The sequence below is a fragment of the Streptomyces sp. NPDC042638 genome, from assembly GCF_040647235.1.
GTDB classification, from domain to species: domain Bacteria; phylum Actinomycetota; class Actinomycetes; order Streptomycetales; family Streptomycetaceae; genus Streptomyces; species Streptomyces rameus.
In genome coordinates this window covers 36,455-56,593 of sequence record NZ_JBEZBT010000011.1, presented here as the reverse complement: position 1 = coordinate 56,593, position 20,139 = coordinate 36,455, and the positions used below count along the sequence as shown (strand labels likewise).

Genomic DNA, 20,139 nt, shown 5'->3' with positions numbered 1-20,139 from the left:
GCGACGTACCGGAAGGCAGCACAGCTATGACACCCGCACCGTCCGCACCGCGGACCGCCGGCACCGAGTCGGACCCGTACGCCCTCGTCGCGCCCTGGGCGGACGAGCTCAACCACGACGTCGAGGAGTGGGACGCCCGCGAGGAGTTCCCCTGGGAGAAGTGGAAGACGATCCGGCGCTCGGGACTGCTCACCGTACCGTTCGAGGCGCGGTACGGCGGCCGTGGCGGCACCCTCACCGACACGATGCGCGCCCTGGAAGGCCTCGGGCGCGTCTGCCGCGACGCCGGCCTGGGCTTCTCCGCCTCCACGCAGATCGTCAGCGTCGGCGTCCCGCTCCAGGCGTTCGGCTCCGAGGAGCTCAAGTCCCGGTTCCTGCCGGGGATCGTCACGGGCGAACTGGTCACCGCGCACGCCATCACCGAACCGGGCAACGGATCCGACGCCCTGAACATCTCCACCACCGCCACCCGGGACGGCGACGACTACGTCATCGACGGCGGCAAGATGTTCATCACCAACGCCCCCATCGCCGATCTCTTCCTGCTGTACGTGCGCACCGGCAAGCCCGGCCCGTTCGGCCTGAGCGTCTTCCTGGTCGAGCGGGACACCCCCGGCCTCCGGGTCGGCGAGCCGCTCGGCAAGATGGGCCTGCGCACCTCCCCGCTGAGCGAGGTGACCTTCGAGGGGCTGCGGGTGCCCGCCGCCCGGCGCATCGGCCAGGAGGGCGCCGGCTTCCTGATCCTCGACCATGTGATGAAGCGGGAGATCCTCTTCTCCTTCTCGCTCACGCTCGGTGAGATGGAACACCGGCTGGAGCGAGTGCTCAAGTACGCCAAGTCCCGCCGCCAGTTCGGTGAACCGATCGGCGCCTTCCAGGGCGTCGGGCACAAGATCGCCGACATGAAGATCGCGGTGGAGACCGCCCGCAAGTGGCTCACCGACACCGGCGCCAAGGTGGAGGCCGGTCAGGACGCCGCGATCGACGTCGCCGCGACCAAGACCGTGGTCAGTGAGGCCAACAAGCGCACCGCGCTCGACGCCGTCCAGATCTTCGGCGGCCAGGGCTATCTCACCGCCACCGGCATCGAGCGGGACGTCCGCAACGCGGTCGGCGGAACCATCTACTCCGGCACCAGCGAGATCCAGCGCAACCGCATCGCCTCCCTCCTGGGCCTGTGAACCGGGAGCTGACGAAAGGGTCACCATGAACGCCCTCACGCCGGACGACCTCCGACGGCTCACCGCGCCCACCGACTTCCTCGACCACGACAGCGACGCCGTACAGTCCTTCGTCGACGAGGCGGTCACCGACCGCGGAGCGGACAAGCGCCGCCTGGCCGTCGAGCTGTACTACGCCGTCCGTGACGACGTCTTCTACGAGGTGTACGGGGCCGACCTGTCCCCCCAGGGACTGCGGGCCAGCCACACCGCGTCCACCCGCAAGGGCTTCTGCCTGCACAAGTCGGCGCTGTACGCGGCGGCCTGCCGGGCCGTGGGCATTCCCGCCCGCGTCCACTACGGAGATGTGCGCAACCACCTCGCCTCCGACCGGCTGCGCTCCCACATCGGCGGCGACGTCTTCTTCCACGGGCTCAACTCCGTCCACCTGGACGGCAGATGGGTCAAGGCCACCCCGGTGTTCAACAAGATCCTGTGCCGGCTGTACGGCATGAAGCCACTGGAGTTCGACGGCACCGCCGACAGCCTGCACCACCCCTTCGACGACCAGGGCCGCCAGAGCATGGAGTTCCTCGTCGACCACGGCGGATTCGACGACGTCCCCTACGAGTTCGTGATGACGAACATGCGCCGCAAGCACCCCGGCTTCCTGAACGACACCGGTACCGGCACGGTCCGCGGCGGCTCGCTGGCCGCCGAGGCGTCCGCCTGACACCGCCCGACGACGAGGAGACACCGAGATGAGCACCATCCGAGCGGAGAAGGACGGCTGGGAGGCGCGGGCGCGCATCGGCGTGGTCGTACCGCACGCGGACGTCGGCCCGGAGTCGGAGTTCCAGGCGATCGCGCCGGAGGACGTGTTCGTGCACGGCTCGCGCGTCCACTTCGGCGCGATGCGCGCCGGCGGCGAGATGGACCCGAAGATCCCGCACGACCCGGTACGGGCCTTCGTGGAGCCGCCGCACATCGACAACGCGGTCGAACTGCTGGCCGCTTCCCCGCTCGACGTCATCGCGCTGGGCTTCACCAGCTCCGCCTACGTCCTCGGAGCCGGCGGAGAGAAGGAACTGTTCGACCGGCTCGCCCAGTACACGCGAGGCATGCCGCTCACCGGCACCACCGCGGCGGCCGTGGCCGGGTTCACCGCCCTAGGCGCCCGGCGCATCGCCCTGGTCAACCCGCCGTGGTTCGACGACCGGCTCTCCGGGCTCGGCGCCGACTACTTCACCGAGCAGGGCTTCGAGGTCGTCCACCACGGTCCGTGCGGGCTGCCCAGCAACCAGAAGCTGATCACCCCCGAGGCGCTGTCCGAGTGGATCCGTTCCACCGTCGCCGGGCACCGGCCCGACGCGGTCCTGGTGGCCGGCAACGGCATCCGCGCGGTGGGCGTCATCAACGCCCTGGAGCAGGAGCTGGACTTCGCGGTGCTGACCGCCAACCAGGTCCTGTTCTGGCACGCCCTGCACCTGGCCGGAGCGGCCGGAGCGGCCCGCGGGATCACCGGGTACGGCCGGCTGTTCGGTACCGAACCGCCGGGCGGGGCGGCATGAGCCTGCTGGCGGCCGACGGGCACGTGGCCCTGTTCGTCACCGACGAGGGGGACGCCCGCCGGCTCCCCCTCGTGTGCTGGCGCGACGACGGCATCACCGTCCACGGCATGGTCCTGTACCGGGGTGCGCTGCACCGGGCCGAGCACGTCCCCGGCTTCCGCCGCTACGCCCACCCCCTGGAGGAGGACACCCCCGTGCGCCGCGCGGGCGGGACCACCCACTCCCGCAGGGACCCCGTCTGAGCCGGTTCGCACGTCCCCCACGCCGGAGCCCCCGGTCTCCCGACACCGGGGGCCCCGGCCTCACGCTCCCCTGAGCGGGCGGGAGTCGCCGTCACCGCCGTCCGCCGCGCTCAGGAACCGTCGACCGCGCCCGTCCATGCCGACCGGCCCCGCCCCGACGGCCGCAGTAGCGCGGCGCTCGCCCACAGGAGCGCGGCCACGGGCCGGCCGACCCATCGGGTGACCTCGCGTGGCAGGGCGGGATCCACTTCGATGACCACCTTGACGTACCGGGTGTCCACCGGCGTCACCCTGGTGGCAGAGGGCGTGGTGGTGTCCGGACGACGCTGCAGCGCGGCCCGGTACATGTCTTTGCGTTGGTTCACACCGTGTCCTGACGCTTGATGAGTTCCTCCGCGAGGTCCATGTACGCCGTGCCCTTCACCTCGACGGAGCTGCCGAACGACTGGGCGTACAGGTCGAGCCGCGGAATGTACGTGGACAGCACGTCGAAGCCCCGCTCGACGAGGGCCTCCCGGGCGTCGGCGTCGGGACCGGTACGCGTGGCGTCGGGCCTGTTCGTGCGGTTCAGCAGGACCGCGGCACGGGCCGGCTCGGCGCGCAGGGACTGCATGTCGTCCATCTCGCGGTCGATGGGCGCCATGCGGTCCAGCTCGATCGGGGCGGGAGTGACGGGCACGATCCACTCGCCGGCGTATCTCATGATGCCCCGGGTGATGTGGGCGTGGTCCTCCATCTGGGGGGCGTCGAACACCACGGCCTGCCGGCCGCCGAGGAAGTCGTTGACGCGCAGGTGTACGTCGCCCACCGGAAGGGCGCAGACGGGGAACGGGAAACCACCCGCGAGTTCGCTCCAGCGCAGCGCGGAGGACGCGGGGTCACTGTCCACGAGCAGCGGCGAGAAGCCCGACGCGTGCAGTGCGTGGGCCAGCCAGACGGCGCTGGTCGTCTTTCCCACTCCGGGCTTGAGGTTCACGAAGGCATAGCTCAGCGGCACGGGAGCCGACGCTAACGGAGGAGAGCGGACGTCCTGGGTCCGGCGCGAAGCCGTCCGGCCGGGTTCACCCCGGGGAGCCGGTGAATCACTCCGATGGGCCAGGACCTCTCACGCTTGATCGCCGCGGCCCCTCATTTCCGGACAGAAGAAGCTTGAGCGCCAGGTCGACTACGTGATGCTCGCGGACATCTTCCCGACCGGCTACCACGCCACCGAGATGGCGAACGTCAAGCCGGGCGACCAGACCGTGATCTACGGCAGTGGCCCGGTGGGCCTGATGGCGGCCTATTCCGCCGTCCTCAAAGGCGCCGGCCGCGTGTGGGTGGTCGATCACCACCCCGACAGGCTGCGGGTCGCCGAGGAGATCGGTGCCATCCCGGTCAACAGCGCCGAGGAGAACCCCGCTGAGGTGATCAAGGAGGCCACACTGGGTCTGGGTGCGGACAACGGTTGCGAGTGCGTGGGGTACCAGGCCCACGACCCCCAGGGCCACGAAGACGCCTCGCTGACCCTGAACGGCCTGATCGACTCCGTCCGCTTCACCGGTGACATCGGTGTGGTGGGGGTCTTCCTGCCGGAGGACCCCGGCGGCGCGGAAGCCCAGAACGAGCTGGAGGCCCAGGGCAAGGTGCCCATCGACTTCGGTCTGATGTGGTTCAAGGGGCAGAAGATGGGGACCGGCCAGGCCCCGGTGGACCTGATCGCCGGCGGGAAGGCCGAACCCAGCTTCATCGTGTCCCACGAGCTGAACCTGGACGAGGCGCCCACCGCCTACGAGCACTTCGACGCTCGTGACGAAGGCTGGACGAAGGTCGTTCTGCATCCCAACGGCGGCTGAGAGGAAACGGCCGCGGGAGCCCGGGAGGCCACGCACCGCATCCACCGTGCGCACCGGCCGGGCTCCTTCCGCCCGAAGGCATCGCATCGTGGCCGTGTCGAGGGCTGCGACCCGGCCTGCCGAAGGAGGCGACATGCCGGACCGGAACCACGCCCGCGCGCATGTGCCGGGGCCGCTCGTGTACCTGCGTTCGCGCATGTGGGTCATCCCGGTGTTCTGCCTGGCCGGGGGTGTGGGCCTGTGCCTGGGCACCCTGGCGATCGACCACGCCACCGGCTACCGCCTGCTTGGCCAGGGCCTCGTGGGCAGCTCCACGAACGCGCAGGGGATCCTCAGCGCGGTCGCCGCCACGATGACGACCCTGATCCCCCTCGTGCTCACCATCACGACCGTGGCCGTGCAGCTGGCGATGGGGCAGTTCTCGCCGCGGATCGTGGGCGCTCTGCTGCACGACCGCGTCAGCCAGTGGGCCATGGGACTGTTCACGGCCACCTTCGCCTTCGCCATCGTGGCCATGCGCAACGTCCAGGCAAGTCGTACCGGGGTGCCCGGCCTGACCCTCCTCACCGCGTACCTGCTCGTCCTCGCCAGCGTCGTCGGCCTCATCCTGTACGTCCACCACTCCAGCCGCTCGATGCGGGCGGCCGGGCTCATCGACCTGGTCGGCGACCACACCCACCGTGAGATCGACCGCCTCTACCCGGTCGAGCGGGAGGAGGAGCCCGCGCCGCCGCCGGACACCGCCGAGGCGCTGCCGAGGGCCGACACCGGCGTTCGGCACGAGGTGCTGAACGCCGGGGAGCCGGGGATCCTCGTCCGCTTCGATCTCGCCCGGCTGGTGCAGCTGGCCGCTCGCGCCGACTGCGTGCTGGAGACCGTCCCGGTGATGGGGGACTTCGTGCACAGCGACAGTCCGCTCTTCCGCGTGCGCGGCGACATCGGCCGCCTCGATCAGGCCGCCCTCCGCCGCGCGGTCGTCCTCGGTGACGAACGCACACACGAGGACGACTGCGCCTACGGCATCCGCAAACTGGTCGACATCACCGAGCGCAGCATCGCCCAGCCCTTCAACGACCGCACCACCGCCGTGCAGTCGATCGACCGGCTGCACGACTGCCTGCGCCAGCTCGTGTGCCGGCCCTTCCCCCCGGGGTGTCACCGCGACCAGGACGGCACGGTCCGCGTGATCACCCGACGTCTCACGTGGGACGGTTTCGTCCGCCTGGCGCTGGACGAGATCCGGCTCGCGGGCTGCTCCGCCCCGCAGGTGACCCGGCGCGTGCGCGCCCTGATCGACGACCTCAAGCGACTGGCACCGCCCGAACGCCAAGAGCCTTTGGACCGGCAGCTCCGACTGCTGGAAGCGGGAGTCCGACGGGCCTATGACGACGAGGAGGACATCACCGCGGCCCTCACCGCGGACTACCAGGGGATCGGCTCCGGGAGCGACGTCACGCGCTGACCGCGACGGTGACGGAACTGATCGAGGTCTTGGCGTGCCCGCACGCCACGCCGTGGAGAACCAGGTGCGCTCCGCGGCGGGGGTGCGGCCACTGGTTCGACCACCCGCAGCCTGAGCGAACCTCAGACGAGCGCGACATGGGGGGAGTTCGGCGCCCTCATCATGGCCGCGTCCAGCCGCAGCCGCGCGCCCCGCAGCCGCGATGAGCTCGGCTGGACGCCGACCCGTACCGACATGCTCACCGAGATCGGCGCACCCCGCCCGCGCGCACCGGCCGAGGACGCCGGCCCGCCACCGGCCGAAGACGCCGGCCCGCCACCGGACCAGGAGCCCGGTGGCCCGGCCGGGAAGCGGGGAGGGGCGGCGGCACAGGCGCATACGGTGGCCCGGCGGGGGCATACGACTCGCCGGAGCAGGTATCTGCTTCGTCCCAACTGTGGCCACCTGACGGGTGTGCGCTCGTGGGTGTCGCGGGCCGGATACGACGGCCCGCCTTTCGAGGAAGGTTGTCGCTGTGTTGCTGCCTGCGGAGAAGAACCTGCGCGCGGTGCTGGCCCGCTTCGCCGAAGCCCGCTTCCGCCATGACCTGCAGCCCACCCTCCGGACGGGCCGGGAACTGGAGGACGCCTCCTACACGTTGTGCGTCATGACCGGTACCCGGTCGGTGGACCAGGCCCTCGCCGCGGCCGACGTCCTCCTGGAACAGCTGCGGGCGGACCGTCATGCCGCCGCCAAGGCGACCCAGATCCTGGCCGCCTGACCTGAACAGACGTCAGCGGCTTCCCCTTTGGCGAGAGGACAATACGGCCCATGGCCACCGATGCGAGCTCCCGCAGGATCACGGGCAAGGTCCAGGGCAGGGACATCGTCCTGAACGGGCCTTTGTCGAAGGACGAGATCCGGCACAAGGTGTGGTGGTGGCAGATCCCCCACCCCGAGACCGCCCAGGAGCGCAAAGACCGTCTCCATGAGTACGACAGCTCTCAGAAGAACGTGATCTCCACTCTGGGCGGGTACTACGAGGTCTCCGACGACTCCCGGACGCCCGAGGCCGACGAGTTGGTCGAGCTGGTGTACACGGAGCTCAACCCGGACGACTGAGGGCGCCGCCCCGCGTCCAGCCGTCTGCGGTGGCGCACTCGTCACCGGCGGCGACCTGCTTCCTGGTGTCCCTGCCGCCCCTGCGCCCGAGGACCGCGCCACCGGGTGCACGTCGGCTTCCCCGCGGCGCGTGCGGCGCGGTCAGACCCGGCGCGGTACGCGCAACGGCGCGTAGACGAGCAGCGCCGCCAGGAAAGCCACGGGGTAGGCGAGGTCGGCGCCGTGCAGGGCCCGGGCGACCGGGCCGACGTACAGGCTGGTGCTCATGAACGGTACCGCCGCGGCGAAACCGGCGACGAACGCGGCGACGGCCGGCCACCACGGCTGCGGTGCCGCCGTCTCCGCCGCCAGGTCGACGGGGCGGCCGTCGCGGGCCCGGGCGCGGACCACCCAGTCGACGATCACGATCGCGACGAACGCGGGGATCCAGTAGCCGACGAACAGCAGCACGTTCTGGAAACGGGCGGTGGTGTCGGCGGCGTGCATCCACAGGACGAGCGGGAAACCGAGGACGGCGGCGAGCGCGGCAGCCACCGGCCGCGGCAGGCGCACGCCCACGGTCTGCAGCGCCAGCGACCCGCTGTAGTCGTTCATGGCGTTGCTGCACAGTGCCGCGAGCGCGACCGCGAGGAGTCCGAACGCGCCGAGCGCGCCACCACCGAGCAGCCGGTCCACCCCGCGGGCGGTCTGGTCCGTGAACTGCGCGGCGCCCCACAGGCCGAGTGCCTGCACCGCGACGAAGGACACGCCGACGCCGAGCAGGGTGCACCAGAACATGCGCGGACGGGACGCCGTCCGCGGCAGGTAGCGGCTGAAATCGCTGGCGTACGGGGCCCACGAGAGGGCGAGACTCAGAGCGATGGTGCAGGTCAGCACGAACGCGCCCGCCCGGTCGGCGCCGTGCACGGCCGCGGCCGTCGCGGGGTGGGTGCCGTGCACGAGCTTCATCGCGAGAGCGGCGAGCGACGCGGCGAGCGCGAAGGTCATCACCGTCTGCAGGCGGTGGATCGCCTCGTAGCCGAGCACGCCCAGCGCCCCCTGGGCCGCCAGCATCACCAGGACGCCCAACCAGAAGGGCCAGCCGAACAGCTGGGCCAGCGCGTCCCCGCCGAACAGACCGATGAGCGCGTCCCAGGCGATGGACGACAGCCACTGCAGGGCGCCCGGCAGGACGACGCCGCGGCCGAACGCCAGCTTCGCGAGCGGCAGTTGACCCGCCCCGGTCTGGCTGCCCCAGGTCCCCAGGTAGGCGGTGGGCACCGCACCGAGCAGGGTGCCGAGCACCACGGCGAGCAGCGCCGTGGCGAAGTCCAGTCCCAGGGCCGCGCCGACGGTGCCCGTGAACACGCCGGTCATGGTCAGGTTGGGTGCGAACCACACGGTGAACAGCCGCCGGGGGCTGCCGTAGCGGGCGTCCTCGGGCACCGGCGTGATGCCGCGCGCCTCCACCCGCAGATCCCCGGGAGCCGTCGGCATCCGCCCGTCGAAGACGCGCTGCGCCTCGGCGACGGCCGTCTCTTCATGGGCATACGGCAACGACATGTGACATCCCTCCGCCAGTCCTAACTGGTTCAGGTTCAACGGGTGTGATCTCAGCCCCCGTGCGGGGGCACCCCGTGTCCAGGTACGGCGGCCAGGATAGCCCGAGCCGGTGACCGGCACCGGGCGGGGGAGGGGAGCGTACGCAGAGCCGTGTGAGTGCGGACGCGGCACGGCCGTGGCGGTCCGACGGCCGACGGCGCTGCCCGGCGGTGCGTGCACGCACCGCGCCGGGCGGCTTCAGGCCAGCGGACGGGCCCCGGGCCCCGGCTCCACGGTGACGTCGGTCAAGGTGAGCGCGGCGTGTTCCCGCGAGCACTCGACCACCACCTGGACCGGCGCCCCGCAGTCGCTGTGCCGGATGTCGAGCGTCGGCCCGTCGGGACCGGCGGCATGGGCGTCGCCCCACTGCCGCAGCGCCACGAGGACCGGCCACAGGTCCCGGCCCTTGCCGGTGAGGCGGTACTCCCGGCGGGTCCGGCTGCCCTCCTCCCGGTACGGGACGGTCCGCAGGATCCCGGCCGAGACCAGCTTGCGGAGCCGGTCGGCGAGCACCGCCTCCGACAGTCCCACGTGGCGGCGGAAGTCGTCGAAGCGGCGCACCCCGTTGAAGGCGTCACGCACGATCAGCAAGGTCCACTTCTCGCCGACCAGGTCGAGGGTGCGCTGGACCGTGCAGTTCTCGGTGCTCATCTCCAGCCACTTCATCCCGTCATCGTAGAGAAGCCGCCTGGCTTTGTCATTGACAGTCAGCCTCGGCCACGGCTAACTTCGCAGAACGAAGCCAGATGGTCGGGGATGTGGAGGCAGAGCCTGATGGGACGGTCGCGAACGTACGACTGGGAGGACCCCGCGATCTCGGCGGCCGCTGTCGGCGAGCGGTCGGGGCTGGAGTTCCTCCAGGAGATCGCCGCGGGCCGGCTGCCCGCACCGCCCGTCGGAGCCACCCTGGGCTTCACCCTCGAGGAGGTCGCCCACGGGCGCGCGGTGTTCCGCCTGATCCCCGGCGAGGAGCACTACAACCCCATCGGCAGTGTGCACGGCGGCATCTACGCGACCCTGCTCGACTCGGCGGCCGGCTGCGCGGTGCAGTCCACGCTCCCGCCCGGCATGGGCTATACGTCGCTCGACCTCACGGTGAAGTTCCTGCGCCCGGTCACGGTGGACACCGGACCGGTCCGTGCCGTCGGCGGTGTCCTGAGCAGCGGCCGCCGCACGGCACTCGCCGAAGCCCGCCTGTACGACGGGACGGACCGCCTCCTCGCACACGCCACCAGCACCTGCATGCTGTTCCCGACGCCCGCCGCCTGACCGACCGGATCTTCCGGACCCCCTGGAGGCAGGGCCCGCAGGGGGAACGGGACGGCCGGCGCGTGATCAGGAGCCGTGCCCCGCCCCTGTCGCCTCCTTCGAGTAGGCGTCGTGCCAGGCGGCCCTGGCTCCGGAGTCGCCGATCCGGTAGACGTCCACGACCGCCCCCACGGCAACCGCGAGCGAGAGCACGCCGACGGCGATCCGCACCGGCAGGGCGGCCCAGCGGGTGCCGCGGCCCTGCCCGGGCTCCGCCGCAGCGCGCCGCCCCGCCCACCAGACCACCGCCGCCAGCACGAACAGGCCCACCGCCCACGGCAGCAGCCCGTCACCGAGCTCGGTGTGCCGCCGTACGAGCGCGTCGTCGTCGACGTGCCGCTCCAGCCATTCGCCTGCCTGCGTGGTCAGCGGCACGCTGACCAGGGACACGAGGGCGACGGCCGGGAGCAGGACACCCAGGCGCCGGGCGGCGCCCGGCCACAGCGCGGCCGTCACCAGGGCCAGCGCGGTGAGGGGTATCAGCACGACGACCACGTGGACGAGCAGCACATGGGCGGGCAGACCGTTGATCAGAGTCATCCAAGGGCTCCTGGAATCGGTGTCGGGCGCGCCAGACTGGCACAGACACCTCTCAGTTGCCTCTCAGCCGATCGAGCCGGCGGGAGCCTCCCCATTCGCAATTCGCACCGACGTCGCTGCGGCGCCACCGCTGCCCGGCACGCGTGATCACGTCGGCCGCCGCGTCCACCGGGGCAAGCGGACCGTGAAGGTCGTGGAGCCCGGTCCGCTCTCCAGGCCCACGCTCCCCGCGTGGGCCTGCGCCACCGCCGCCACGATCGACAGTCCCAGGCCCGATCCGCCGCCGGAAGCGCCGGGCAGGCGGCGGTGTTCGGCTCGGGTGAAGCGTTCGAAGACGGTCGGCTGGACGTCTCGGGGGACGCCGGGGCCGTCGTCGTGGACGGAGAGGAGCGCCTCGTCGCCGTCGGTCTCCAGGGTCACCGTGACCTTCGTGCCGGCAGGCGTGTGCAGACGGGCGTTGGCCAGCAGGTTGGCCAGCACCTGCTGGAGACGGTGGGCGTCGCCCGGGACGGTCACCGGGTCCTCGGGCAGGTCCAGGGTCCAGCGGTGCTCGGGGCCGGCCGCGCGGGCGTCGGTGACCGCGTCCAGGACCAGGTGGGTGAGGTCGACGGGGCCGCGTTCCAGCGGGCGGCCGGCGTCGAGGCGGGCGAGCAGCAGCAGGTCGTCGACCATCTCGCCCATGCGGGCGGATTCCGCCGAGATGCGCTGCAGGGCCCGGGTGATCTCCGGCGGTACCGGGCCCGGATGCAGAAGCGCCAGCTCGGCGTGACCGCGCACCGAGGCGACCGGGGTACGCAGCTCGTGGCTGGCGTCGGCGGCGAAGCGCCGCAGCCGCTCCTCGCCGGCGTGCCGCTTGGTCAGCGCGTCCTCGACATGGCCGAGCATCCGGTCGAAGGCCGCGGCGAGCCGCCCGACCTCGCTGCCCGGGTCCGTGCCCGGCACGCGCGCCGGCAGCGTGACCTCGCCGCTCGCGAGCGGCAGTTCGCTGACCTGGGTGGCGGTGTCGGCGACCCGGCTGAGGGGCCGCAGCGACCAGCGCACCCAGAAGGCCCCGGCGACCCCGGTCGCCAGGAGGGCGAACCCGAACACGACGGCGGCGACCGCCTCCAGCCGGTGCACCGTGGCCTGGACCGGCTCCAGCGGCAGGCCGACGATCAGGACGTCTCCGTCCCGGCCGGGCGAAGCCACGACCCGGTAGTCGGCCAGGGCGGAGAGGTCCACGGTGTGGGGCCTGCCGTCGACCGGCAGCCGGGCCAGCCGGCCGGCGTCCTGCGCGGTCAGGCCGACGTCCAGGTCCGCGGCCGGGTCGCCCGACCGGATGAGCCCCTTGTTGGTGACCGCGCCGTTCACCAGGCGGGCACCGAAGGTGCCGGTGGCCTGCCGGCGGGTGTCGCCGTACTCGTCGCCGTCGTGGTCGTTCGCCAGCCTGCCGTTGTGCTCCAGGCTCTCCGGGAACCGGGTGCCGACCTGGGCGAGCTGTTCGTCCAGACGCTGGGTGAGGAAGCCGTTCAGCTCGACGACCGCGGCGAGCCCCACGGCCGCGCAGCTCACCGCCAGCAGCACCACCAGGCCGGCCGTGAGGCGGGCGCGCAGCGTACGGGGCCGGGGCAGCGCGCGCACGCGACCGGGACGGGGCGCGCGGATCACCGGGTCACCGGCTTCAGCACATAGCCGGCACCCCGCACCGTGTGGATCATCGGCTCGCGGCCCGCGTCGACCTTCTTGCGCAGGTAGGAGATGTACAGCTCGACCACATGGGCCCGGCCGCCGAAGTCGTACGACCACACCCGGTCGAGGATCTGCGCCTTGCTGAGCACACGCCGCGGGTTGCGCAGGAGGAAGCGGAGAAGTTCGAACTCGGTCGGCGACAGTTCGATCAGCTCGCCGGACCGGGTCACCTCGCGGGCGTCCTCGTCCATCACGAGGTCGCCCACGACCAGCCGCGGCCCCTCCTCCAGCTGTCGGGCCATGCCCGCCCGGCGCAGCAGGCCGCGCAGCCGGGCCACGACCTCCTCCAGGCTGAACGGCTTGGTGACGTAGTCGTCGCCGCCCGCCGTGATGCCCGCGATGCGGTCCTCGACCGTGTCCCGCGCGGTCAGGAAGAGCACGCACACGTCGGGCTTCACCTCGTGCAGACCACGCAGCACCGTGAAGCCGTCGGTGTCCGGGAGCATCACGTCCAGGACGACGGCGTCGGGCAGCAGCTCGCGCGCGGCGGCCAGCGCGGCGGCGCCGTCGCCGGCGGCGCGCACCTCCCAGCTCTCGTAGCGCAGGGCGCCGGTGAGCACCTCCGCGAGGTCGGGGTCGTCGTCGACGACCAGGACCCGCAGTGGGCTGCCGTCGGGGCGGGTGAGGGCCGGGCGGCCGGAACGGGTGGTGTTCATCGCGTCTCCCAGCATCGCTCGTCCACAGCGCGCCCGGCGTCCCGCCCCCCTCTGAGTTCTCTCTGAGTCCGCTCGATCCGCTGTCACTCAAAGGTTCCTCAGAGCTTCGGCCCGCACAGTGGCCACGCCGGGCGCAGTCGCCGGGCACGACGAAGGAAGGGACGGCGATCGATGACCACCGTGGATGCCCGGCGGGCGGCCCCGCCCGCACCCGCGATCGCACGGCGCTCCGCCTCCGGCCTGGTGCCTGCGGCGCTGTGGGGCGGTGCGGCAGCCGTGCTCGCGCTCTGGTGGACCGACACCGGGTCCGTGGTCGGTACGGCCGGCTGGCTGACCGGCGCCGGGCGGATCGCCGGGCTGCTGTGCGGCTACGCCTGCGCGGTGCTGGTCGGCCTGATGGCGCGGGTGCCGCTGCTGGAGAGGCGGATCGGTTCCGACCGGGTGGCCCGCTGGCACGCCATGGCCGGCCGGTACACGGTCTGCCTGCTCGTCGCGCACGTCGCACTGATCCTCGCCGGGTACGCCGCCCAGGACCGGGTCTCCCTCTGGCACGAGACCACGAACGTCGTCCTGAACTACCCCGACATGCTCAAGGCGACCGCCGGCACAGCGGTCCTTCTCACCGTCGGCATCACCTCGGCCCGGGCCGCGCGCCGCCGCACCAGCTACGAGTTCTGGTACTACGTCCACCTGCTCACCTACGCGGCCGTCTTCCTCGCCTTCTTCCACCAGCTGACCCTGGGCGAGGAGCTCAACGGCAAACCGGTCGCCACCGCCGCCTGGTACGCGCTCTACCTGGGCGTCGCCGCTCTCGTCCTGTGGTTCCGGGTGCTCGTCCCGGTCCGGCTCAACCGGCGCCACCGGCTGCGCGTGGAATCGGTGCGCGCGGAGGCCCCCGGCGTGTACTCGGTCGTCGTGACCGGACGGCACCTGGACGAGCTGGGAGCACGGCCCGGCCAGTTCTTCCGCTGGCGGTTCCTCGGCGACGGCCTGGGCCGGACGTCGACGCCGTACTCCCTGTCCGCGCCGCCCCGGCCGGACCTGCTGCGGATCACGGTCAAGGCGCTCGGCGACCACAGTGCGGCCGTCGCCCGGCTCAGGCCGGGCACCCGGGTGTGGGCCGAGGGGCCGTACGGATCGCTGACCGCCGACCGGGCCACGAGCCACCGGTCCCTGCTGATCGCGGCCGGGGTGGGCGTCACGCCGCTGCGAGCGCTGTTCGAGACGCTGCCCGGCGAGGTCACGCTGCTCTACCGCGCGCACTCCGCGCAGGACCTGGCGCTGGGCGGGGAACTGGAGGAGATCGCCCGCCGGCGCGGCGCGCGGGTGCTGTACGCGCTGAACGGTCCGGGCGGGACGCGCCCGCACATCACGGCGCAGTGGCTGCGCACGACGTTCCCGGGACTGCGCGGCCACGACGTCTACCTGTGCGGCCCGCACGGCTTCGCGCAGGACGTGTACGGGGCGCTGCGGGCGGCCGGGGTGCCGGACCGCCGTATCCACCACGAGTCGTTCGAGCTGTGAGGCCATACACATGCATCCGTTGAAGAAGAACCGCCCCCTGCGCCGGATCGTGCTGGCCGGTGCGGCCACCGTCTCCGGGATGGTGCTGCTGCTCTCGCTGAAGCCGCACACCAGTCCCACGCTGGCGGCAACAGGCGTCACGTCACCGACGGAGTCGAGCAGTTCGGCGCAGCCAGGTGGTTCAGGCGGGTCGAGCGGTCCCGCTCCGGGCACACGGACCGGCTCCCGGACCGCCACCGGCGACACCGTGCAGACCCGCTGGGGGCCGGTACAGGTGCGGGTGACGATCAAGGACGGCAGGCTCACGGACGTCACGGCCGTGGACTACCCGCAGGACAATCCGCGTGACCAGGAGATCAACAGCTACGCGCTCCCTCAGCTGCGGCGCGAGGCACTGTCCGCACAGAGCGCCGACATCGACATGGTGTCGGGCGCCACGTACACGAGCACCGGCTACCAGCAGTCGCTCCAGTCCGCGCTGGATTCGGCGGGCATCTGAACCGCGCCCGTACCACCGCGGGTCGTTGCCGCTCAGTTGGGCAGCGTGACGTTCCAGGTGCGGTTGCCCGCCGCGGTGGCGTTGATCGGTGCCGACGCCTCGGGGTTCTCGGGGTCGAACACCGACTCCACCCGGTGCACCATTTCGTCACTGGTCCAGAACGGCTCGCCCTTGGTGAACCGGCCGCCCAGTCTGCGGCGGACCTTCCAGCGGAACTTGATCTCGTAGGAGGAGAGCCAGTAGCCGTTGGTCATCCTCATGTTGCCCGAGAACCCGGGGTTGTCACGGAAGGAAATGTGATCGGCCTCGTTGGCGATGGTTCCGTCGTCCGTGTTGTAGGGCGGACGGAAGGGGCCGTCCACCACCCATGGGCGTTTGGTCCTTTTGGGACGGTAGTTCACCGCGTCCGGCGTGATCTGGCGGTTCTCGTCGGTGACCTCCTGCCAGAAGTCGTACGCGTCCTCCGCCCGCGTCGTCATCCCGTCCGCTCGGTGCAGCGTGGCCACCTGTTCGAAGCCGATCGTGTCGCTTCCCGCGAGTGACTGCTGCCTGGAGCCGTCGTAACGGGAGGTGAAGCGCAGGGTCGGGTTGCCGATGTCCTCCGCCTCCTGCGCCTTCTCCTTGCCCTTCACCGACGTGCCGGCCGTTCCGCTGCGCGTGGTCCTGGTCGCCTGCTGGTCCTTCCCGACGCGCTGCTGTCGCTGGGGCGGGCTTTCGCCCCGCTCGATGCCGGACTCGTCCTGCGTCCGCTTCGAGCGCGTACTCGGCGCGGCAAAGGGGATCTTCGGCTCCGATCCTCTGCTGTCCGCGATCATCCGGCTCACCGCCGCGTTGCCCACCATGCGCTGCAGGGGCATCGCCTGAGCCGGCGTCAACGGGCCGCGGTCCGGCGCCAGGCGGTGCTCGCGCGCGCTGTCCTCGGGCCGCCGGATCGGATGTCCGGCGGCCTCGGCCTCCTCTTGCCCCTGGCGCGCACGCAAGCGGACGCTCCCCTCGTGTTCGTTGGCGTACTCCTCGCACGGCGGCCCGACCACTCACCGGAACGCGATCCACCCAACGCTAGACGGCCGACAGGCAGCGCACCAGCAGTACTCCGTCCAGGGGGCGGGGCAGCCCGAGCGGCCGTCGAGGGCAACCGCGCGCCGCCCTCGCGTGCACCGGGGAGGGACACCGGGCCGGATCCGTCGGCGCGGGGCGCGGCGCCGCCCGCTCCTCAGGCCGAGAGTGCCGGTTCCTGCCAGTCCGGGTCATGCGCGCACGCGTCCGCCAACTCGTCCAGGGACACCCGCAGCACGGTGGCCAGGGCGGCGACGGTGAAGAAGGCCGGGGTCGGGGCCCGCCCGGTCTCGATCTTGCGGAGGGTCTCCGCGGAAACGCCCGCCGCCGCGGCCACCTCCGCCATGCTGCGGCTGCCGCGCGCTCGGCGCAGCAGTGCGCCGAACCGCTCGCCGCGTTCCCGTTCCCACGTTGTCAGGGGAGTTCTCACCATGACCGTGATACTAATACCGGTATAAGTATTGGGACGACATGCTGTGGGGAGCCAGACGCATGGTGGAGATCAAGACCGATGCCGCAGTGGACGCGATGCGGGAAGCCGGACGGGTGGTGGCGCGCGCCCTGGCCGCGGTCCGCGAAGCAGCGGGCGTGGGGGTGTCCCTGGAAGAACTGGACGAAGCGGCCCGGTCGGTCCTGGCCGAGGCCGGAGCCGGTTCCCCGTTCCTCGGATACCGGCCGTCCTTCGCCCCGGTCGCCTTCCCGGCCGTGATCTGCACGTCCGTCAACGATGCCGTCTCGCACGGCATCCCGACCGGCTACCGGCTGCGCGACGGCGACCTGGTGAGCATCGACTGCGGCGCCCAGCTCGACGGCTGGACGGGCGACGCGGCCATCACCTTCACCGTCGGAACGCCACGCCCCGGTGACCGTGAACTGATCGACGCCACCCAGCGAGCCCTCGACGCCGGTATCGCCGCCGCCCGGGTGGGCGGCCGCATCGGCGACATCTCCCACGCCGTCGACACCGTCGCCCGCGAGGCGGGCTGCGGCATGCCCGCCGACTTCGGCGGCCACGGCATCGGCCGTCGTATGCACGAGGATCCCCATGTCCCCAACCGCGGCCGCCCCGGCCGTGGTTACCCTCTCCGTCACGGCCTGGTCCTCGCCATCGAACCCATGCTCATGGCCGGCGGACGGAACACCTACCGCACCGACATCGACGGCTGGACCCTGCGCACCACCGACGGCAGCAGGGCCGCCCACATCGAGCACACCGTCGCCATCACCGACCAGGGCCCCCGCATCCTGACCCTGCCCTGACCCCGTACGCCGCCGGGCCCGGGACCGGACCGTCCGATGCCCGACGGCATGCCCCATGAGGTGCGCTCCGGGCGCGCGGACGTCACATTCCGCCGGGCGGACGGGAGCGGCGACACCGGGCCGACGCGTTGACGCGGCCATGGCGAGGCCGCACGGCAGGTCGGCGGTGAGCCTTCACCTCTCCTGCCGGAATTCATCCAGAACAACTGCTCCACACCGAAGGGCCTTCCCGCATCGTGCGCGGAAAGGCCCTTCGGACAAAGCGGAGCGAGCGACGTCAGTGCTTGAACGCGTCCTTGGCCTTTTCCTTGGCCTCCCGGGCATCGCCCTTGCTCTTGTCCGCCTGCCCCTCGGCAGCCATGCGGTCATTGCCAAGGGCGCTTCCCGCGGCCTCCTTGAGCTTGCCCTCGGCCTGTTCGGTCTTCGCCTTGGCCTTCTCGCCGGCAGTCATGGAATGCGCCTCCTCGAATCTGGTGTGCCGCTTTCGCGGTAGCCCACTCGTGCCCCGGCTTTCCCTGCACAAACAAGGCGCAGCGGGGGAGTGAAGGAAGAAGTGCGGGGCATACGGCGGCTCAGGAGGTTGATAACTATGGTTCCCCTGCTGCTCGTTCTTCTTCTCGCTCTGATCCTTTTCGGCGCCGGTTTCGCCGTCAAGATTCTTTGGTGGGTCGCGGTCGCCGTCCTGGTGCTGTGGCTCCTCGGTTTCGTCATGCGCTCCACCAGCGCCGGTGGCGGTCGCGGTCGCTGGTACCGATGGTGACCTGATCCGCACCCGCGCATCCACGTGCAGGGCCCGGCCGTTCACAACGGCCGGGCCCTGCAGCCGCGTTCGCGGCCCACCGAGCGCTGCTCGGGGACGCGTTCGACGGCCGCCCGGACCCGGACCACCTGGCAGGCCGCCGGCACTGCTTCACCCAGGGCAGAACGTCGCTCCCTTCCCCCGGTGCCCCTGATCCCTAGGCTGAAGGGGTGAGCACTCATACGCCGAACGAAGCCCGCGTCATCCCCCTGCGCCCGCAGACCTCGCCGCCCGCTCCGGGTGGGGCGGCCCGTGCCCCGCAGCGACCGGCGGGGGCCCCACGGACGCCCGCGCCGAAGGAACCCCTCTGGCGCGACCTCGTCGGCGATTGTCTGCGGCGCGAGCGGCTCGCCCAGGAGCGCACGCTGAAGGACGTCGCGGAGGCGGCCAGCATCTCGATGCCGTACCTGTCGGAGCTGGAGCGCGGACGCAAGGAAGCCTCCTCCGAGGTGCTCGCGGCCGCCGCCCAGGCACTCGGGCTCGGCCTCGCCGACCTGCTCTCGCTCGCCCAGGACGAACTCGCCCGGTACACCCGGAGCCGGGTGGGCCGGGGCCGCACGGCGCCCACGACGCGGTACGACGGCCTCTGCCTCGCTGCCTGACCGAACCGACGGCCGGTACGGCGGCCGGTACGACGGGGCGCACCACCGCCGTGCCGGCCGGCTCGCCGGCCACCGCCCACCGCCGCGCGGGGCGCACGCACGCGAGCCGTCGGCTGAGCACCTCGTCGGCGGGCCCGTGGGCGACGAAAGCCTCCTCGGCGGTCGGCACCTTGTCCCGCTCCGTGTCCGCGCGCGGCGTCACCCCCTCGTGGTGCGCGTGCCCGGGACGGGAGTTCCTCCGCCTGTGAAGGTGCAGGGCGTCGCGCCGACGGCCTCACTGCTCAACCAGATCGGCCCGGTGTGCGCAGGGTCCGGGAGGGCGAGGTGCCGTACGCCTGCCGGTAGAGGGTCCTGAAGCTGCGCGGCGCGGCCCATCCCCAGCGCGCCGCGACGGCGGCGACGGTCTCCCCGTCGTCGGCCCGCGCCGATCTGAGCTCCTGGTGAGCGCGCTCCAGGCGCACGCTGCGCAGATAGGCCATCGGGGCCGTGCCGTGGTGGTGGCGAAAGCCGTACCGCAGAGCCCGGCTCGAGACGCCGGCCGCCATGGCGATGTCACCCAGGGTGATGGGCCGGTCGGCGTGCGCATGGATGAACTCCACCGCCCGGCGTACCGTCTCCGCCCCCACATGACCCGGCCCGGCCTGCAGCGGATCCGTGACCGCATAGGTGTTCGGGAAGGCGGTGAGGGCGACGGCGGCCAGCAGCCGGGCCGCCGCGTCGAGGACCAGTGGCGTCGCCGGCGCTCCGGTGCCGTCCAGCAGACTCCAGGCGTCGTGGCGTGCCACCCGCCACAGTGCCGCATGGGTCGGGGAAGCAGCCGCGCGCGGCCGCAGCAGGCGCAGGGGGGACCGCCCCCTCCTGGCCGTCCAGCCCGGCGACGGTACGCAGGAAACCCGGCTCCAGCACCGTGATGTCGGAGAAGATGCTCTCCACGTCGGTGTGGTACGGCAGTCCAGGCGGGGCCGGGACCATCACGCTGCCCGCCGGGAAGCCCGCGTCGCCGCGCCCGAACCGGACATGGAGGCACCCGTCGAGCACCTCCTGCACCAGGATCCGGTCGAGCGGCTCGATGTCCACCGCTACCGTCATGGGCAGGGCCACCCGCTCCAAGCACAGGCGGCTCGCGGTTCGCGTTCGTGCCGGAACGCCGCCCGCCGCTCCGACGGCCGGCCCATGCGCATCCCGGTGCCGTACATGGAGGCCAGGTAGGCCCGG

The 20,139-nt window shown here is 72.1% G+C and carries 24 protein-coding genes, 2 pseudogenes and 1 riboswitch; of the genes and pseudogenes, 14 read left to right on the top strand and 12 right to left on the bottom strand.

Annotated elements, in window-relative coordinates:
- Positions 1 to 26: 26 nt before the first annotated feature.
- From AB0B40_RS12175 to AB0B40_RS12160, 4 genes are read left to right on the top strand one after another with little or no spacing between them, the layout of a single operon-like run.
- Complete coding sequence (locus tag AB0B40_RS12175; protein WP_345046422.1) at positions 27 to 1,181, top strand: acyl-CoA dehydrogenase family protein; 1,155 nt, start codon at positions 27 to 29, stop codon at positions 1,179 to 1,181.
- A gap of 25 nt (positions 1,182 to 1,206) precedes the next feature.
- Positions 1,207 to 1,893, top strand: coding sequence for a transglutaminase-like domain-containing protein (locus tag AB0B40_RS12170; RefSeq protein ID WP_362263846.1), 687 nt, complete (start codon positions 1,207 to 1,209; stop codon positions 1,891 to 1,893).
- Positions 1,894 to 1,921: 28 nt separating this feature from the next.
- Positions 1,922 to 2,731, top strand: a complete 810-nt coding sequence (locus AB0B40_RS12165; RefSeq protein WP_362263845.1) for a maleate cis-trans isomerase — start codon at positions 1,922 to 1,924, stop codon at positions 2,729 to 2,731.
- A complete protein-coding gene (locus tag AB0B40_RS12160; RefSeq protein WP_345046418.1) occupies positions 2,728 to 2,973 on the top strand; it encodes a DUF6253 family protein in 246 nt (81 codons plus the stop codon). Before AB0B40_RS12165 ends, AB0B40_RS12160 begins: the two co-directional genes overlap by 4 nt.
- Before the next feature lie 110 nt (positions 2,974 to 3,083).
- On the opposite strand, the gene AB0B40_RS12155 is transcribed toward AB0B40_RS12160, so the two are convergent.
- Both AB0B40_RS12155 and AB0B40_RS12150 read right to left on the bottom strand, forming a co-directional pair.
- Positions 3,084 to 3,338 (bottom strand): hypothetical protein, encoded by a 255-nt coding sequence (locus tag AB0B40_RS12155; RefSeq protein WP_345046416.1) that lies wholly within the window; start codon positions 3,336 to 3,338, stop codon positions 3,084 to 3,086.
- Positions 3,335 to 3,970 (bottom strand): ParA family protein, encoded by a 636-nt coding sequence (locus AB0B40_RS12150; protein WP_345046415.1) that lies wholly within the window; start codon positions 3,968 to 3,970, stop codon positions 3,335 to 3,337. The genes AB0B40_RS12155 and AB0B40_RS12150 overlap by 4 nt, the downstream gene beginning before the upstream one ends.
- Positions 3,971 to 4,124: 154 nt before the next feature.
- Between AB0B40_RS12150 and AB0B40_RS12145 the strand changes: the two are divergent.
- From AB0B40_RS12145 to AB0B40_RS12130, 4 genes and pseudogenes are all read left to right on the top strand, one after another.
- Positions 4,125 to 4,808 (top strand): annotated as a pseudogene (locus tag AB0B40_RS12145) (zinc-binding dehydrogenase); the annotation flags it as partial.
- A 133-nt stretch (positions 4,809 to 4,941) separates the two neighbouring features.
- The gene (locus AB0B40_RS12140; RefSeq protein WP_362263844.1) at positions 4,942 to 6,270 is read left to right on the top strand and encodes a DUF2254 domain-containing protein; all 1,329 of its coding nucleotides are present in this window, start codon (positions 4,942 to 4,944) and stop codon (positions 6,268 to 6,270) included.
- Between the two features lie 514 nt (positions 6,271 to 6,784).
- Positions 6,785 to 7,030: a DUF5133 domain-containing protein gene (locus AB0B40_RS12135; RefSeq protein WP_345046412.1), complete on the top strand. Its 246-nt coding sequence runs from the start codon at positions 6,785 to 6,787 to the stop codon at positions 7,028 to 7,030.
- Between the two features lie 50 nt (positions 7,031 to 7,080).
- Positions 7,081 to 7,371: a hypothetical protein gene (locus AB0B40_RS12130; protein WP_345046411.1), complete on the top strand. Its 291-nt coding sequence runs from the start codon at positions 7,081 to 7,083 to the stop codon at positions 7,369 to 7,371.
- A gap of 141 nt (positions 7,372 to 7,512) precedes the next feature.
- Here the strand turns inward: AB0B40_RS12130 and AB0B40_RS12125 are convergent, their stop codons facing one another.
- Positions 7,513 to 8,913: a cytosine permease gene (locus AB0B40_RS12125; protein ID WP_345046409.1), complete on the bottom strand. Its 1,401-nt coding sequence runs from the start codon at positions 8,911 to 8,913 to the stop codon at positions 7,513 to 7,515.
- A riboswitch (TPP riboswitch) is annotated at positions 8,903 to 8,998 on the bottom strand. (Overlaps the previous gene by 11 nt.)
- Positions 8,999 to 9,150: 152 nt before the next feature.
- Positions 9,151 to 9,618, bottom strand: coding sequence for a helix-turn-helix domain-containing protein (locus tag AB0B40_RS12120; RefSeq protein ID WP_345046407.1), 468 nt, complete (start codon positions 9,616 to 9,618; stop codon positions 9,151 to 9,153).
- Between the two features lie 108 nt (positions 9,619 to 9,726).
- Between AB0B40_RS12120 and AB0B40_RS12115 the strand changes: the two genes are divergently transcribed.
- On the top strand, positions 9,727 to 10,221 hold the full coding sequence (locus tag AB0B40_RS12115) for a PaaI family thioesterase (RefSeq protein ID WP_362263843.1): 495 nt from the start codon (positions 9,727 to 9,729) through the stop codon (positions 10,219 to 10,221).
- A gap of 66 nt (positions 10,222 to 10,287) precedes the next feature.
- Here AB0B40_RS12115 and AB0B40_RS12110 read toward each other — a convergent pair whose 3' ends face one another.
- From AB0B40_RS12110 to AB0B40_RS12100, 3 genes are all read right to left on the bottom strand, one after another.
- A complete protein-coding gene (locus AB0B40_RS12110; protein ID WP_362263842.1) occupies positions 10,288 to 10,800 on the bottom strand; it encodes a DUF2231 domain-containing protein in 513 nt (170 codons plus the stop codon).
- 147 nt (positions 10,801 to 10,947) lie between these two features.
- Entirely contained in the window at positions 10,948 to 12,420 is a 1,473-nt protein-coding gene (locus tag AB0B40_RS12105) for a HAMP domain-containing sensor histidine kinase (protein WP_345046405.1), read from the bottom strand.
- A 23-nt stretch (positions 12,421 to 12,443) separates the two neighbouring features.
- Entirely contained in the window at positions 12,444 to 13,184 is a 741-nt protein-coding gene (locus tag AB0B40_RS12100) for a response regulator transcription factor (protein WP_345046403.1), read from the bottom strand.
- Positions 13,185 to 13,355: 171 nt separating this feature from the next.
- Between AB0B40_RS12100 and AB0B40_RS12095 the strand changes: the two genes are divergently transcribed.
- On the top strand, positions 13,356 to 14,708 hold the full coding sequence (locus tag AB0B40_RS12095) for a ferric reductase-like transmembrane domain-containing protein (RefSeq protein ID WP_362263841.1): 1,353 nt from the start codon (positions 13,356 to 13,358) through the stop codon (positions 14,706 to 14,708).
- 10 nt (positions 14,709 to 14,718) lie between these two features.
- Positions 14,719 to 15,207 carry an FMN-binding protein gene (locus AB0B40_RS12090; RefSeq protein ID WP_345046401.1) on the top strand — a complete coding sequence of 163 codons (489 nt, stop codon included), beginning with the start codon at positions 14,719 to 14,721 and terminating at the stop codon, positions 15,205 to 15,207.
- 32 nt (positions 15,208 to 15,239) lie between these two features.
- On the opposite strand, the gene AB0B40_RS12085 is transcribed toward AB0B40_RS12090, so the two are convergent.
- Together AB0B40_RS12085 and AB0B40_RS12080 are read right to left on the bottom strand one after the other, a co-directional pair.
- Positions 15,240 to 16,187 (bottom strand): hypothetical protein, encoded by a 948-nt coding sequence (locus AB0B40_RS12085; RefSeq protein ID WP_362263840.1) that lies wholly within the window; start codon positions 16,185 to 16,187, stop codon positions 15,240 to 15,242.
- 233 nt (positions 16,188 to 16,420) lie between these two features.
- A complete protein-coding gene (locus tag AB0B40_RS12080; protein WP_345046398.1) occupies positions 16,421 to 16,696 on the bottom strand; it encodes a helix-turn-helix transcriptional regulator in 276 nt (91 codons plus the stop codon).
- 59 nt (positions 16,697 to 16,755) lie between these two features.
- On the opposite strand from AB0B40_RS12080, the gene map reads away from it, so the two are divergent.
- Positions 16,756 to 17,523 carry a type I methionyl aminopeptidase gene (map, locus tag AB0B40_RS12075; RefSeq protein WP_362263839.1) on the top strand — a complete coding sequence of 256 codons (768 nt, stop codon included), beginning with the start codon at positions 16,756 to 16,758 and terminating at the stop codon, positions 17,521 to 17,523.
- 277 nt (positions 17,524 to 17,800) lie between these two features.
- Here the strand turns inward: map and AB0B40_RS12070 are convergent, their stop codons facing one another.
- Positions 17,801 to 17,974, bottom strand: coding sequence for a CsbD family protein (locus AB0B40_RS12070; protein WP_345046395.1), 174 nt, complete (start codon positions 17,972 to 17,974; stop codon positions 17,801 to 17,803).
- Positions 17,975 to 18,112: 138 nt separating this feature from the next.
- Here AB0B40_RS12070 and AB0B40_RS12065 point away from each other — a divergent pair, with 138 nt between their 5' ends.
- Positions 18,113 to 18,283 carry a hydrophobic protein gene (locus AB0B40_RS12065; protein WP_345046392.1) on the top strand — a complete coding sequence of 57 codons (171 nt, stop codon included), beginning with the start codon at positions 18,113 to 18,115 and terminating at the stop codon, positions 18,281 to 18,283.
- Between the two features lie 209 nt (positions 18,284 to 18,492).
- Positions 18,493 to 18,924, top strand: coding sequence for a helix-turn-helix transcriptional regulator (locus tag AB0B40_RS12060; RefSeq protein ID WP_345046391.1), 432 nt, complete (start codon positions 18,493 to 18,495; stop codon positions 18,922 to 18,924).
- Between the two features lie 94 nt (positions 18,925 to 19,018).
- Here AB0B40_RS12060 and AB0B40_RS12055 read toward each other — a convergent pair.
- Together AB0B40_RS12055 and AB0B40_RS12050 are read right to left on the bottom strand one after the other, a co-directional pair.
- Positions 19,019 to 19,172 (bottom strand): annotated as a pseudogene (locus AB0B40_RS12055) (ATP-dependent Clp protease proteolytic subunit); the annotation flags it as partial.
- Between the two features lie 33 nt (positions 19,173 to 19,205).
- Positions 19,206 to 19,709 carry an AraC family transcriptional regulator gene (locus tag AB0B40_RS12050; RefSeq protein WP_362263838.1) on the bottom strand — a complete coding sequence of 168 codons (504 nt, stop codon included), beginning with the start codon at positions 19,707 to 19,709 and terminating at the stop codon, positions 19,206 to 19,208.
- Positions 19,710 to 20,139: the final 430 nt, after the last annotated feature.

Bases quoted from the DNA above. Each gene is read 5' to 3' on its own strand.
- AB0B40_RS12160 (WP_345046418.1), top strand. From the start codon at position 2,728: ATGAGCCTGCTGGCGGCCGACGGGCACGTGGCCCTGTTCGTCACCGAC.
- map (WP_362263839.1), top strand. From the start codon at position 16,756: ATGGTGGAGATCAAGACCGATGCCGCAGTGGACGCGATGCGGGAAGCC.
- AB0B40_RS12130 (WP_345046411.1), top strand. From the start codon at position 7,081: ATGGCCACCGATGCGAGCTCCCGCAGGATCACGGGCAAGGTCCAGGGC.
- AB0B40_RS12065 (WP_345046392.1), top strand. From the start codon at position 18,113: ATGGTTCCCCTGCTGCTCGTTCTTCTTCTCGCTCTGATCCTTTTCGGC.
- AB0B40_RS12170 (WP_362263846.1), top strand. From the start codon at position 1,207: ATGAACGCCCTCACGCCGGACGACCTCCGACGGCTCACCGCGCCCACC.
- AB0B40_RS12095 (WP_362263841.1), top strand. From the start codon at position 13,356: ATGACCACCGTGGATGCCCGGCGGGCGGCCCCGCCCGCACCCGCGATC.
- AB0B40_RS12110 (WP_362263842.1), bottom strand. From the start codon at position 10,800: ATGACTCTGATCAACGGTCTGCCCGCCCATGTGCTGCTCGTCCACGTG.
- AB0B40_RS12125 (WP_345046409.1), bottom strand. From the start codon at position 8,913: ATGTCGTTGCCGTATGCCCATGAAGAGACGGCCGTCGCCGAGGCGCAG.
- AB0B40_RS12165 (WP_362263845.1), top strand. From the start codon at position 1,922: ATGAGCACCATCCGAGCGGAGAAGGACGGCTGGGAGGCGCGGGCGCGC.
- AB0B40_RS12175 (WP_345046422.1), top strand. From the start codon at position 27: ATGACACCCGCACCGTCCGCACCGCGGACCGCCGGCACCGAGTCGGAC.
- AB0B40_RS12140 (WP_362263844.1), top strand. From the start codon at position 4,942: ATGCCGGACCGGAACCACGCCCGCGCGCATGTGCCGGGGCCGCTCGTG.
- AB0B40_RS12090 (WP_345046401.1), top strand. From the start codon at position 14,719: ATGCATCCGTTGAAGAAGAACCGCCCCCTGCGCCGGATCGTGCTGGCC.
- AB0B40_RS12100 (WP_345046403.1), bottom strand. From the start codon at position 13,184: ATGAACACCACCCGTTCCGGCCGCCCGGCCCTCACCCGCCCCGACGGC.
- AB0B40_RS12115 (WP_362263843.1), top strand. From the start codon at position 9,727: ATGGGACGGTCGCGAACGTACGACTGGGAGGACCCCGCGATCTCGGCG.
- AB0B40_RS12080 (WP_345046398.1), bottom strand. From the start codon at position 16,696: ATGGTGAGAACTCCCCTGACAACGTGGGAACGGGAACGCGGCGAGCGG.
- AB0B40_RS12070 (WP_345046395.1), bottom strand. From the start codon at position 17,974: ATGACTGCCGGCGAGAAGGCCAAGGCGAAGACCGAACAGGCCGAGGGC.
- AB0B40_RS12120 (WP_345046407.1), bottom strand. From the start codon at position 9,618: ATGAAGTGGCTGGAGATGAGCACCGAGAACTGCACGGTCCAGCGCACC.